At 70.9% G+C, this 12,951-nt stretch carries 11 protein-coding genes; 5 read left to right on the plus strand and 6 right to left on the minus strand.

Annotated features, from left to right (window positions below; all coding sequences use genetic code 11):
- Positions 1–53: 53 nt before the first annotated feature.
- Both BJ965_RS21070 and BJ965_RS21075 read right to left on the minus strand, forming a co-directional pair.
- Complete coding sequence (locus BJ965_RS21070; RefSeq protein ID WP_184910053.1) at positions 54–245, minus strand: DUF397 domain-containing protein; 192 nt, start codon at positions 243–245, stop codon at positions 54–56.
- The gene (locus tag BJ965_RS21075; RefSeq protein ID WP_184917391.1) at positions 229–1,068 is read right to left on the minus strand and encodes a helix-turn-helix domain-containing protein; all 840 of its coding nucleotides are present in this window, start codon (positions 1,066–1,068) and stop codon (positions 229–231) included. Before BJ965_RS21075 ends, BJ965_RS21070 begins: the two co-directional genes overlap by 17 nt.
- Before the next feature lie 114 nt (positions 1,069–1,182).
- Here BJ965_RS21075 and BJ965_RS21080 point away from each other — a divergent pair, with 114 nt between their 5' ends.
- The 3 genes from BJ965_RS21080 to BJ965_RS21090 all read left to right on the plus strand — a co-directional run bounded on the left by BJ965_RS21080 (position 1,183) and on the right by BJ965_RS21090 (position 4,333).
- Positions 1,183–1,428 carry a hypothetical protein gene (locus tag BJ965_RS21080; protein ID WP_037832982.1) on the plus strand — a complete coding sequence of 82 codons (246 nt, stop codon included), beginning with the start codon at positions 1,183–1,185 and terminating at the stop codon, positions 1,426–1,428.
- Between the two features lie 169 nt (positions 1,429–1,597).
- A complete protein-coding gene (locus BJ965_RS21085) occupies positions 1,598–3,595 on the plus strand; it encodes a hypothetical protein (protein ID WP_313666971.1) in 1,998 nt (665 codons plus the stop codon).
- A gap of 96 nt (positions 3,596–3,691) precedes the next feature.
- The gene (locus tag BJ965_RS21090; RefSeq protein ID WP_246545937.1) at positions 3,692–4,333 is read left to right on the plus strand and encodes a hypothetical protein; all 642 of its coding nucleotides are present in this window, start codon (positions 3,692–3,694) and stop codon (positions 4,331–4,333) included.
- Between the two features lie 139 nt (positions 4,334–4,472).
- Here the strand turns inward: BJ965_RS21090 and murQ are convergent, their stop codons facing one another.
- Together murQ and BJ965_RS21100 are read right to left on the minus strand one after the other, a co-directional pair.
- A complete protein-coding gene (murQ, locus tag BJ965_RS21095; RefSeq protein ID WP_184910055.1) occupies positions 4,473–5,405 on the minus strand; it encodes an N-acetylmuramic acid 6-phosphate etherase in 933 nt (310 codons plus the stop codon).
- A 46-nt stretch (positions 5,406–5,451) separates the two neighbouring features.
- Positions 5,452–6,387 carry a MurR/RpiR family transcriptional regulator gene (locus tag BJ965_RS21100; protein ID WP_184910056.1) on the minus strand — a complete coding sequence of 312 codons (936 nt, stop codon included), beginning with the start codon at positions 6,385–6,387 and terminating at the stop codon, positions 5,452–5,454.
- A gap of 55 nt (positions 6,388–6,442) precedes the next feature.
- Between BJ965_RS21100 and BJ965_RS21105 the strand changes: the two genes are divergently transcribed.
- Both BJ965_RS21105 and BJ965_RS21110 read left to right on the plus strand, forming a co-directional pair.
- On the plus strand, positions 6,443–6,823 hold the full coding sequence (locus tag BJ965_RS21105) for a hypothetical protein (RefSeq protein ID WP_184910057.1): 381 nt from the start codon (positions 6,443–6,445) through the stop codon (positions 6,821–6,823).
- A gap of 7 nt (positions 6,824–6,830) precedes the next feature.
- On the plus strand, positions 6,831–7,118 hold the full coding sequence (locus BJ965_RS21110) for a DUF4031 domain-containing protein (RefSeq protein WP_184910058.1): 288 nt from the start codon (positions 6,831–6,833) through the stop codon (positions 7,116–7,118).
- Here the strand turns inward: BJ965_RS21110 and BJ965_RS21115 are convergent.
- Together BJ965_RS21115 and BJ965_RS21120 are read right to left on the minus strand one after the other, a co-directional pair.
- Entirely contained in the window at positions 7,088–8,143 is a 1,056-nt protein-coding gene (locus BJ965_RS21115; RefSeq protein WP_184917397.1) for a GNAT family N-acetyltransferase, read from the minus strand. The two genes, BJ965_RS21110 and BJ965_RS21115, sit on opposite strands and share 31 nt — an antisense overlap.
- A gap of 33 nt (positions 8,144–8,176) precedes the next feature.
- A complete protein-coding gene (locus BJ965_RS21120) occupies positions 8,177–12,859 on the minus strand; it encodes an HD domain-containing protein (RefSeq protein WP_184910059.1) in 4,683 nt (1,560 codons plus the stop codon).
- Positions 12,860–12,951: the final 92 nt, after the last annotated feature.

Consider the following 12,951-nt stretch of genomic DNA (forward strand, 5'->3'; position numbering starts at 1 on the left):
AGGCCCTCCCACCCGTTCCTTGAAAAGAGAGCTCGAAGCTCGGATCCCGAAGCTCAGGCCCTCTCGCCCTTGAGGTTCTCGACGAAAGCGGACCAGGCGGCGGCACGGAACACGAGCTTCGGGCCTTCGGGGTTCTTGGAGTCGCGAACAGGGATGAGGGCGCGGTGGCCGTCGGCTATTTCCAGGCAGTCGCCGCCGCTGCCGCCGCTGTAGCTGGACTTGTACCACTCAGGCGTGTTCCTCATGGCCGCAATCCTGCGCGATGTCTTCGATGAGAGCCAGGGATCCGTCCGGGGAGAGGGCGCAGGCGGTGAGGAGCTGGAAAGTGCGCCGCTGGTGGTGGACGGTTGCCGGGTCGTCCTCCAGTCGTCCCGTGCCGACTCCCTCGAAGTAGAGCAACGGAGGCGCGTCGTCGAAATCCATCAGCTTCATGGAGCCCTCCATCGACGCGTGGGCTCCCGCGCCGAACGGCAACACCTGCACGATGATCCGGTTCCTGCGGATCAGGGCTGTGACATGGCGTAGCGCTCCTGCCATGACCTCTCGCCCACCGGTCTCCCTCCGTAGTGCGGCCTCGTCAATCACCATCCACAACAACGGGCTTGTTGGATCGTCGAGGATGCGGGCCCTGTCCATCCGGGCGGCCACCAACTCCTCGATCACTGCCTCCGGTGCTGTGGGCCGGTACGCGCGGAACACAGCCCGTGCGTACGCGGGGGTTTGCAGCAGCCCGGGAATGAGGAGCGGCGCGAACTGCCTGATTTCCGTAGCTGCCGCCTCCGCTTCCGCCGCCTCCGCGAAGTGCTCCGGATACTTCGACTTCGCCGCCGCCCCGCAGTTCCGCTGGAAGAAGTCCCCCGTCCCCAACTCCTCGTCCAGCAAACGGGCGTACTCCGCCTGCAGCCTCCGCGTCCCGGCCTCCAACTGCCCGATGAACGACCCGCTCACGAACAGCCGTTGCCCCAGTTCCTCCTGGCTGAGCCCGGCCTTCTCGCGGGCGTGGCGGAGTTCGGCGCCCAGGAGGGCTCGAGGGGAGGAGGACGGGTCGAGGTCCCTGGAACCGGGCATGGGCAACTCCCTGTCGTACAGATCGGGTTGTTGGGCCGCCGTATCTGGCCAGGTTAGAGACGCGTCGGCCACGCTGTGTGGTGAATCACAAACTCAGCGTGGAGGTAGGGAACGGTGCGTTCGACCGAAGAGATCGTGCAATCGCTGCGGGACGCCCTCGCCGGAGTCGGGGTCGTGCTGCCGTCGCTGGGCGTCGACCCGGTGACCGGTGCGAGCGACGAGCCGTTCGCGCTGGTCGATCTGGGGCGCTGCAACGTACGGACGGCCGAGCACCTCACCGACGTACTGCGCTCGCTGCCTGCGGGGGAGACGCTGCGGGCGCGCGTGCGGCAGGTCAACCGGGAACCCAAGTCGCGGTGAAGTAATAGTGGCCGGCAGGTGTACAACCATTCACCCGCCCATGCCGTCGAACAGACGTATCGCGCATACACCCGGCGTTCGCCCCACCGCACGCCACTCCGGAAATGCACGTCCTTTCCCAGAGAAAGCACTCTTCATGACGTTCCGTTGGCTGTGTGGTGTCCTGCGTGTGCGCGGGAAGACCGACCTTTTCCTCGTGTTCCTGTTCGCCGCCGGATTCGCCGCACTGCCCGTCTTCGCGTTGCTCCCGTCGCTGTGGGGCTTCGCCGCGGCCTCGGCCGTGACGTACGCCGTGGACGAGGTGCTGCACACCCGCTCGCCCGCGTTCGTGCGGCGGCTGGCCGCGTTGCAGCTGACCCGTACGATGCGGTTCGCCGTGCGGACGGTGATGCTGCTCGCGCTGGCCGAGCGGATGGACGCGCCGGGCGGGGTGCTGGTGGCCGCGCTGGCCGTGTTCGCCGCCCACTTCACGCTGGTGATCCTGTTCACGGCGGTGCACCACGCCATCCGGCGACGGCGCACGCTGCCGGTCGTGGTGCGCAATCTCGACATGAGCGGGGCGGGCATTCCGCAGTCGCCGCCCGGTCTTCTCTACCGGCGTTTCCTGCGCAAGCTGCTGCACTTGGACCTGCCGGCCCACGCGGGGCTGCTCGTCGCGCTGGCGGCCGGGGCGTGGCAGCCCGCGGGCATCGGCTTCGCCGTCACCGCCGGGCTCGCGGTCGCGGCGGTGGTGGCGCTGCTCGGGCAGTTGCGCCGGGCCCGCCGGATGCCGTCGGGGGACGAGGTGATCGCCGAGGTCAACCGCCAACTGGCCGGGTACCGGCCGGAGGTGGCGCTGTACTTCAGTTTCGCGTCCGTGTCCCGGGACTTCATGTACCAGGTCAACATGTGGATCGAGACGCTGGAGCAGCTCGACCGGCGGCCGTTGATCATCCTCCGGGAGCGGGCCTCGTTCCGCTTCCTGGGCCGTACGTCGATCCCGGTCCTGTGCGTGCCGAAGGCCGACGACGTGGCGCAGCTGGAGCTGCCCGAGCTGCGGGTCGTGCTCTACCCGGGCAACGCGGGCAAGAACGTGCACATGCTGCGCGTCGCCGAGGCCAAGCACGTCTTCATCGGGCACGGCGACAGCGACAAGCTCGCCAGCAGCAACCGGGTGAGCAAGGTGTACGACGAGATCTGGGTGGCCGGGCGGGCCGGGCGCGACCGCTACCAGCGGGTGCGGCACGCGATCAGCGACTCGGCGATCGTCGAGGTGGGCCGTCCGCAGCTGTCGTCGATCCGGCTGCACGCCGACCATGTGCCGGGGCCGCTGCCGACCGTGCTGTACGCGCCGACCTGGGAGGGCTGGAGCGACGACGACTGCCACACGTCGCTGATCCCGATGGGCGTGCCGCTGGTCGAGAAGCTGCTCGCGGAGAACGTGCGGGTCCTCTACAAACCGCATCCCCTCACCGGCAAGCGCTCCCGCGCGGCGGCCGAGGCGGACCGGGCCGTCCGGGAGCTGCTGCGCGCCGACAACGAGCGGCGTGGCGCCCAGGAGACCGAGGCGGCGATCGCCGCCGTCCGTCCGAGGCTCGCGGAGATCCAGGCCCGGCTCGGTGAACTGTCCGGGCGGCTCGCCGGCGACGACGCCCAGCAGACGCGCGAGGCCCGCCCGTCCGGCCTGGACGGGGAGGCCGAGTGGCACGAGCTGCGCGCCGAATGGCACCGGTTGTTCTGGGAGAGCCGGGGCCCGCTCGGGCACCAGGTGATCGTCAAGCAGCTGCCCACGCTGTACGCGTGCTTCGACCAGGCCGACATCCTCGTCAGTGATGTCTCCTCGGTGGTGGCGGACTTCGTGGCGAGCCTCAAGCCGTACGTCCTGACCAACGCGAACGACCTGCCCGACGCCGACTTCCGGGCGGCCTACACCACGGCCGGCGGCGCGTACCTGCTGGACCGGGCCTGCACCCGGCTGCCGGAGATCCTCGACTCGGTGCGCACACCGGGCCGCGACCCGATGGCACCCGAGCGCCGGGTCCTCAAGGAGTACGTCCTCGGCCCGGACCGCCCCACCTCGATGGAGCGCTTCAACGCGGCGGTCAACGCCCTGGCCGAGAAGGCGACGGCCGAGCAGGAAGAGCGTTGCGAGGCGAGGCAGTCGGTGGTGGTCGAGCTTCTGGGCTGACGGGGGCCGATCCGATGGCCGGTGAGCCGGGGCGTGGACCTCGTTGGATATCGTGGCGGGCGCCGACGAACGTTCGAGTGACAGGGGATCGGGACCATGAGCGCGTCCGGTACCGCGATGGCGGCCGACGGTGCCGGAGGGACGGGGAGTTCGCGGCCCGCCCCGTCCGGCGGACGCAGGGCCGTCAGTTCCGTGCTGTGGGCCGTGCTGGTGCCCGCGCTGCTGCTCCTCGGCGCCGCGCTCGGGCAGTGGATGACCTGGGCCGGAGTCGTCGTCGCGCTGGCGACCATCGCGGTCGCCGCCTGCGTCGTCGGCGGCTCCTGGCACCGGGCCGGGGCGGCGACCCTCGTCTCCTTCGCCGGCTTCGCGCTGATGCTGTTCGCGGGACCCGCCATGTACGAGGCGTACATGAAGACCGTCGGAGAGCCCGTCGACGCCGTGGTGACGCAGGTGGCCGACCGGGATCAGCGGCGCGGGCCGGACATGTTCTGCACGGTTCGGGAGCTGGGCGGGGGCCGCGAGACGTACGAGGTGTCCCAGCAGGAGAACTGCTTCGGGCAGGCCCGGCCCGGCGACCGCGTCGAGATCCGCAAGGATCCTCTCGGACTGCTCGACCCGAGGCTGCCCGACAGCCCCGACCAGCGGAACACCACGGAGATCACGATCGCGGTCACCGCCGGACTGACGCTGCTCGTCGCCGCGGGCACCTTCTACGGCGGGCAGCGCCGCCGCGGCTAGGACCTGGTCCGTGTCACCCGCCCCGGGACACCCGCGGTGTCGACGGGCGCGATCAGCACACTCCGCGGTTACGTCGGACACGTCGGTTACGTGACCACCGGACAGGCCTCGGGGCGGCAGGGCCCGGCCCACGGCCGCATCAGCCGCTCGCCGCCAGGGCCGCCCGCAGATGACCGTCGGACTCCGCCAGGAGTCTGGCCGCCGTCGGGCCGTCCACGTCGGCCAGGATCGTGAGGATGGCGTTCTTCACCTCGCCGTCGGTGGCCGTGAGGGCGTCCTCGATCTCCTTGTCCCCGGCGCCGGTGGCGAGGGCGACGATGCGGTGGGAGCGGGCGCGGAGCTTGTCGTTCGAGGCGCGGACGTCGACCATCAGGTTCCCGTAGGTCTTGCCCAGCCGGATCATCGTGATCGTCGACAGCATGTTGAGGACGAGCTTCTGCGCCGTGCCGGACTTCAGGCGGGTGGAGCCGGTGAGCAGTTCGGGGCCCACGACGATCTCGATGCCGTGGTCGGCGGCGGCTGCGAGCGGGCTGCCGGGGTTGCAGGCGAGGCCGATGGTGAGGCAGCCGCGGGCCCGGGCGTGCTCGACGGCGCCGATGGCGTACGGGGTGCGGCCGGAGGCGGAGATGCCGACCACCGTGTCGTCGGGGGTCGGGGCGAGGGTCTCCAGGTCGGTCCTCGCCAGGGCCCGGGAGTCCTCCGCGCCCTCGACCGAGGTGACCACGGCGTCCGGGCCGCCCGCGATCAGGCCGACGACCCGGGAGGGATCGGTGTTGAACGTGGGCGGGCACTCGGAGGCATCCAGGATGCCCAGCCGGCCCGCCGTGCCCGCGCCCGCGTAGACCAGACGCCCGCCCCGGGCCATCCGCTCCGCGACGGCGTCGATCGCGGCGGCGATCTGCGGCAGCCGCGCCGCGACCGCCCCGGCCACGGTGGCGTCCTCGCCGTTCATCAGCCGGGCGATGTCGAGGGTGGGCAGCCGGTCGATGTCCGCGAGCTCCGGTCGGAAGGCCTCGGTGGTCAGGGACTCCAACTCGGTCCTGAGATCACGGGGGTGGGAGGTGGAGGTCATGAACGGCTCTTTCCGTGTCTTTCCGGTGCTGGGCGGTGCGGCGGCCTCAGGAACGGTGCCGGTGGGCCAGCGCCTCGTACGACGCCGACAGCGCGGGCGCCGCCTTCTCGTACGTCCGCTGCGCCACCCCCACGAACAGGCAGTCCACCACGAGGAGCTGCCCGGTCCGGGACGACATGGCCGCCGGGCGCAGCTCGCTCTCGCGTGCGGTGGACGTGGTGAGGACGTGGTCGGCGTACTGCGTGACCGGGCCGTTCGGGCGGCCGGTGATCGCCACCGTCGTCGCCCCGCGCTCGAAGGCGACCCGCAGCGGCTCGATGACGTCCCCGGTCGACCCGGAGTGCGTGATGGCGATCGCGACGTCGCCCGCGCGCAGTTGCACGGCGTTGGTGACGGCGAGGTGCGGGTCGCTGTGGGAGTGCGCCATCAGCCCTATGCGCAGCAGCTTCTGCGTGAGGTCCTGGGCGACCAGGCCGGACGCACCGACGCCGTACACATCGGTGCGGCGAGCCGCGGTCAGGGCGGTGACGGCCGCGCCCAGCTGGACGGTGTCGAGGCCGGCGGCGGTGTCGGCGAGGGTCTGCTGCTCGTCGTAGGCGAGCTTGGCGACCACGTCGGCGATCGGGTCGTCCACCGCGATGTCCGTGGTGATGGCGGGGGCGCGGCCCGACTGCTGCTGCGCGGCGAGACCGGCGAGGGCCAGGCGCAGGTCCCGGTAACCCGGATAGCCCAGCAGGCGGGCGGTGCGTACGACGGTCGCCTCGCTGGTGCCGGTGAGCTCGGCGAGGCCGGTGACCGTGAGGGCCGCGCAGCCGGCCGGGTCGCCCGCCACGGCCTCGGCGACGCGCTGCATGGACCGCGTCATCGACGGGCCCAGCGTGCGGACCTTGGCCGCGAGGGCGGCCGGGGCGGGCGGGGCGCCGCTCGCGCCCGAGGGGCCGCCACGCTCGCGGGCGAAAATTTCCTTCACGTCTCGGGTCACGATTGAAAGATATTTTCGGGGCGGCAGTGGGGTCAAGAGTGCGCACAATGGGTGCATGGATCCCATCAGCCCCCTGGAGCAGGCGCTGCACGCCGCGCGCGCCCTCGTGCTGGCCGACCTCGTCGCGGGACGCGTCGCCGACGCGGACGTCGTGTCCCTGGTCGAGGAGTCCGTCAAGCAGCGGCGATGGTGGGTCGAGCAGTGGCCCGAGGGTGCCCGGTACGTGGCCGGCCTGGTCGCGCAGGACGTCCAGGACGCCCTGCTGGAGCGGTACGGCCGCTGGCCGCTGTGCCCGGTGTGCGGCACCGGCGAGCCGCACGCGCTCGACGTGGAACCGGAGTTGGGGCCCGACCCGCACTGGGTGTGCAGCGAGGCGGGCGTGAAGGTCGCCGCCGTGGGATCGCTGGGCGAGGCCATCGGCGGGCCGAAGGCCTGAGGCGTTCGTGACGATCTACATCGACCCGCCGACCTGGCCCGGCCACGGCCGCCTGTGGTCCCACCTCGTCAGCGACGTCTCCTACGACGAACTGCACGCCTTCGCCGCCGGCCTCGGCGTCCCCCGCCGGGCCTTCGAACGCGACCACTACGACATCCCCGACCAGCGGTACGCCGACGCGGTGCGGGCCGGGGCGGTGGAGGTCAGCAGCCGCGAGGTGGTGCGGCTGCTGCACGCGGCGGGGCTGCGGCGGCCCAAGGGGCGCTATCCCTCGCCGGGTTCGCGCAGCTCGTAGGTCAGGTGCTCGGGGTCCTCGGCGACCTGGGTGAAGCCGGCCCGCGCGAGCACGTTCTGCGACGGCAGATTGTCCCGCTCGACGTTCGCGACCACGGTCCGCACCTCGTCCCGCTCCAGTGCCCAGGCCGACAGCGCGCGCAGCGCCTCGGTGGCGTAGCCGTGGCCGCGGGCGCCCTCGACCAGGTCGTAGCCGACCTCGACCCGGCCCGCCCCGTCCGGGACGCCGTGGAAGCCCATGGCGCCGATCGCGCGGCCGTCCTCGCGCCGGACCAGCGCGTACGTGCCCCACTCCGGCCGGTGGACGCCGTCCTCGTACTGCTTGTACACCAGCCCGCTTCCGACCCGGGTGCCCTCCATCGGGCCGCCCTCGATCCACTCGAAGCCGCCGTCGCCGATCGTGGACAGGTCGGCGGCCGCCGCGGGGGTGACCCCCTCCAGGGTGAGCCGCTCGGTGCCGATCACCAGGTTGTTGCTCCAGCGCCACTGCGTGACCGGGGCACGGCCGTCCAGTTCCCCGCGGCCGGTGGCCCACAGCAGGGTCGGCCACGGGGTGGGGCCGGGCTGGACGTGCGGGAAGAGCCGGGTGAGTACGAAGCCGCACAGCTCGGGCGCCGGTTCGTACGGCACGCCGAGCCCCTCGGCGATGTCGTGCGAGTGCAGCAGCACCTCGGCCACGCCCATCGCGGCGAACCCCTCGCGGTTCGCGCTGCGGAACGGGTACGGGTGGAAGGCCCGCACATGCCGCGGGGCGGTACGGATCGCGGCCGCGAGCAGGGCCCCCGTCGTGCCGATCACCCGCGGCACGTCCTCGTTGCCGGTGTCCTCCTCCATCGACAGCTCGAACGGCGAGTACCCGTCCTGCTCCCGCCCCGCCAGCTGCCCCGCGTACGCGATGAGGTCCTCGGCGATGTGCACCGCCGTCTCCCGGCAGTCCCACTCCAGCCGCCCGGCCCGCACGCCTTCCCAGTCCCGCTCGGTGACCGCCCCCAACAGGCCCACGCACTCGGCGACGGCCTGCTCCACCTGTTCCGCACCCGTTGTCCACATGGGGGCAGGCTACGAGGGGGTGGGCGAAGGGGGCGACGGGTTTTCCGGTTCCGGGAACCAGTCCTCGATCTCGTGGCGCATGCCGAGTTCGGTGGCTTTGAGGGCGGTCTCCCGGAGCGTCCTGGCGGCGGACATCGCTACGACGGTCAGGGTGACGAGGGAGAGTGGGGGGTCTTCCGGGTGAGGGGCGGACGGGGAGTGGTTCTCGGCGGTCAGGTACTGGAGGAGGTCTTTCCCCCGTTCGCACTCTCTGAGCCAGACTGCGGACGGAGAGACGACGTCGTAGCCGAAATCGACCAGAGAGGTGGTGGCACTTGTTTCGTCCACGGCATGAAGTGTGGCCGGGGACACAGGGCCGAGGGACGCGGGATCGGGAACCCTGCTGAACAGGAGCAGGGCGGAAAGCCTGTCGCTCGTGCGGGACACGACCCTGGAGCTGACTGAGCACTGGAAGCCCCACGAGGTGTACAGGTCGATGGCCTCGGACAGGGGAATGTCCGCCTCCTCCGCGCTGCCGAACACCGTGCTCAGGGGCAGCGGGCGGCTCGAGTCCAGGATGACGTTCGGGTTTACGAGGGCGATTTCTTCCGGTGAGGGCAGTTGGCCTTCGTCGTCGGGGACAGGCGCTGCCGCAAATCCGAGCTCACGTAGCCTTGCTGCCACCTCGTGCACCGGCCTGTCGACACGGTGGGCGACAGCGCTCATGTAGAGCAGTGAGACTTCTTGGTCCACCCACGGACGCTGGCCGCTGGAAAAGAGGAGGGCCTGGTCGTCCACCGTCGGCTCGGGGAATGCCGAAGCGTCGGGGGGCAGAAGGAAGCCGAGTTCCGAAAGGAACTCGACGATCTGGCCGATCGTCATGTCAATACTGTGCGCCACCGAGGCCAGTTGGGCCTGGGAGACCGAGAGAGCGGCTTCCGGGGCGGCCGGCGGAGTGGCGTGCGAAGCCCAGAGGGTGCTGATGATGCTTCGTTCCTCGTCGGTCCAGCGGAGTCGGACCGGGAGATCCGCCGGAACGGTGAAGCCCAGCTCGTGCAGACGCTCTGCCGCCTCGCGGGTGGAGCAGTCGCGCCGCACCGCGCTGACGCAGACCTGCGTGGCGGAGAGCACGGAGTCGGGTGTGAGCCAGCCTGACCGGTCGCCGATCTGCCGCAACAAGGGAAGATCATCACAGTCCGCATGCGCGCAGCCCGACAGGGGCTCCACTTGGTACCCCAGGGCGGTCAACCGGGCAGCCACCTCAGCAGGCGGATGCTTCGAACACTGACTCAGCCTGAACACCTCAGCGGTGCGGATGCGCTCTGCGGGGTCCTTCCAGCGAAACAGGGAGCTGAGCTTGTTCACGGGGTGCGCCAGCGTCGAGTCGGTGCGCCAGTTCCTGTACGTCAGGTCCCAGCGCGGAAACCGGGCATATCCACGGGACAGAAGCAGAAGGTCCGACGGGCGCGCACTGAGTTCGTCGGACGGGGCGGTTCCCGGCAGAGATGCGGACTCCCCCGACGCGGCCCGGTAGAGCGCTCGCAGACGCCACCGCAGCACAGGAGAGGGCATGGTGCGGAAGAACTGTGCTGCGTGAGAGGTGTGATCCTCCGGATAGCTGCCGGTCACCAGCGGCAGAAGGCCCCTGTCCGGGAGGAAGAAGCCGACCTTGCTGAAGGGCAGTGAGACGTCTCCCACCCGCAACTCCAGATCGGCGTGCAGCGCGTGCTCTGCAACGAGGTCACCGAATTCGAGGGTGGACGCGCTGACCTCGGTCAACCAGCCGACGGTGAAGAGAGGGAGTCCGGGACGCGTCAGGCTCGGTGCGGCGCGGGTCATAACAGCGCGAACATGGCCCGCATCGAAGGAACGCGCCCTCCTACGGTCCACAGTGAGCACGGGCGCGTGTGCTCCGTGCAGATTCACGACGATTCCATAGGGGAGCCTCGACGAGCGGAGCCTTTCCGAGTCCGTCAGCAAGCCGTCCGACAGGATGATTCCCTTGGCCCGGATCCACCAGAGGTCGGGGGAGTCCGAGTCGATGCAGACATGACTCCCGTGCCGGCGACTCGGTTTCCGCTTGGAGAGCTCCCTCGCGAGTGCCGTGCGGGAGAGTTCCCCAGGCATCCAGCTGTGCTCCCTGGACCCGTGCACCGCCGACGTCCGATAGGGCGCCACCCACAGCAGCCGCTGCAGCGCATCCACACACGACACGTGCTTCCCCTGGCGCGAAAGCAGCAAGCGCACGGCCGTCCCCGGCTCGATCCCCTCCCCCAGATCCTCCACCCGAAACAGGTTCCCCGGCCCCGCGATCGTCACCTGCAGCAGCCGCCCGGGCCGGCCGTCGCGCCCCATGCGGCAGGTGCGGACCACGATCTCGTCGGCCAGCATGAAGTAGCTCAGGACGCCGATGCCGAAGCGGGAGTTGGGGTACAGGCGGAGCTTGGGGTCGGGGAGTTCGCTCCAGGCGACCTGTTCCTCGATGTACTCGGGCAGGTCGACGAAGCGGGTGCCGCCCTGGGCGAAGACGCTGCCGAGTTCGGTGATGCCCATGCCGATGCCGTTGTCGCGGCATTCCAGATAGGGGCGGCCATCGGAGCCGACGCCCTGGACGAACTCGATCCGGCCTTCGAAGGAATCCGTCGGCTGTCCCGTGCGCTGGAGGTATTGCGTGCGGCAGTCCCGGTAGCGCAGCGCGTCCAGCGCGTTCTGGTACAGCTCGCGGACCGCCAGCTCCCGGTCCCCATACAGCTGTTCGCCCATGAGGAGCTCTTGGACGCGGTCCTCGGCGAGCTGGAAGCGGATGCCGTCGGAGAACTGGTCGGGCGTGTTGCCGTCGAGGCGTACCCGACTGCCGTCGGCGTAGGGCGGAAGCGCGCCGAGCGCGGCCAGGGCCGGGTTGTCGCCGCGGTTGATCTCGCGGAGGAGAGCATCGACCCGGGTGGCGTGCTCCCGTAGCGCGATCTGGACGGCCGGGTGGGTGCACACCGCGTTCAGCGACCGGCCCACACCGGAATGGCGCCAGTCGGAGCGGCGCACGGTGGTCAGGAGGTCGCCCAGGTCGACGCTGTCGTAGATGCCGATGTGCTCCACGACGATCTCGGGCAGGTCGACGGGGTCCACGGCCATCGCGGAGGCGGCCTTGAGCAGGGCGGATACCAGGGGGGCGCGCACCTCGTGCTCGTCGCCCGTGGCGGCGGCGATGACGTCGTGCTCCTCGTGGTGCGTGCCGCTCGCGGGGCGGGTGACGGTCCGGCGCACCGAGAACGGAGCCGTGCGGTGCTCCTTCAGCAGCCGCATCAGGCGGTCCGCGGAGAGCGCGTCGGCCGCCCACTGCGGCTGGTCGGAGCCGCTCGGCACCTCTCCGAGGAGGGACTTGAGCGCCTCCGCCGCGTACAGCTCCGGCTGCTGGATCAGCCAGCGGTGGAACAGCCACCAGCGGATCCGCTCTACGGAGTCGCGGGCCGCCGGCTTGTCGTGCAGGGTGAGCAGCCGCCGTCTGAGCCGTGGGAAGCCCTGGCCGAACTTACGGAAGCGGGTGTGGTCTGGACCGGTGGCGCAGCCGTCCGTGCCGAGCACGCCGACGCGCTGTGCGGCCTCCTGGGTCCAGAAGGTCTGCTCGACCAGGGGCAGCAGGACCGCCAGCGCGGCCTCGGTCGGTGACAGCAGGACGCCGTCAGCCAGCCGGCCGGTGAGGAAGCCCAGCCTGTCGTGGGTGCGTCGGGCCAGCTCGGCATCGTGCCAGGGGTCGTCGCGCAGCGCGTGCGCCGCGCCCTCGTACGCCGAGGCAAGCCGGGTCGCCAGGGCTGCGCACGTCTCCTGGAGGTGGCGGCGTGCGGGGCCCTCAGGGGTGCGCTGCCAGATGGGGTGCCGTTCCGCCGAGCGGATCCAGGGGTGGGCCTCGGTGTGACGGTCGGGCCCCGGCAACAGAGGGAAGTCCACCCCGCCCGAGGTGGCCGCGGTCTCCGTGACGACGGTGACCTGCTGGGGTGCGCGGGTCTTGCCGTAGGCGCGGTGCAGCTCCTCTACCCGGGTCTGGATCCGCGCGGCGAACTCGCGCAGACGCAGGGCGTGGGGGTCCGCCGCGATGGTGTCGGCGAGGGCGCGGGAGAAGAGGCTGAACGACTCACCCGGCTGCGTACCGGCGTCGAAGCCCGGCCGGACCGTCTCCTTCTCGCCGACGAACAGCGCGAATTGGGGTGCTGTGCAGGCGTGCACGTAGGCCACCTTGCGCCGCAGCGCGTTGGCGACCTTGCGCCGGGGCCAGGGCTGCACGCCGGGCGGTGCCGCCATGGTGTCGCGGTCGATGCCCTCGCGGCAGGCGTCGACGAGGAAGACGACATGGGCCGCCGAAGAGTCCTCCAGCTCACGCTCCCAGCCGATCTCGATGCAACTCTCGGCGAACACCCCGACGTCGAAAGTGGCGTCCTCCGGGATCAAGAAGTCCTTGCCCTCGAAGTGCTGGCCGTGGCCGCTGAGCAGGATCAGCAGGGTGTCGCCCTGGCCGGCGTCGCGCAGGAAACCGCGAATGCGGCCGTTGACGGTGTTCGGGGTGATGCCGCGCTTGCTCTCGACGATCTCCGCCGACTGGAACCCGCGCTCGACCAGCACGTCCCGGACCCGCTGGAGGTCGTCGCGGACGAACGGCAAGTCCTGGATGCGCGGGTCGTCGTAATCGCTTGCCCCGATGAGCAGCGCCTTGTGCTGAGGCATGCGCGGCGGGTCAGGCGGGCTGGACCGAGGCGACCCTCGCGGTCGTGGTCGCCGCTGGTCTCCGGTTCACCGCGCTGCCGCTCATGCCGTCC

Source organism: Streptomyces luteogriseus (assembly GCF_014205055.1).
GTDB classification, from domain to species: Bacteria; Actinomycetota; Actinomycetes; order Streptomycetales; family Streptomycetaceae; genus Streptomyces; species Streptomyces luteogriseus.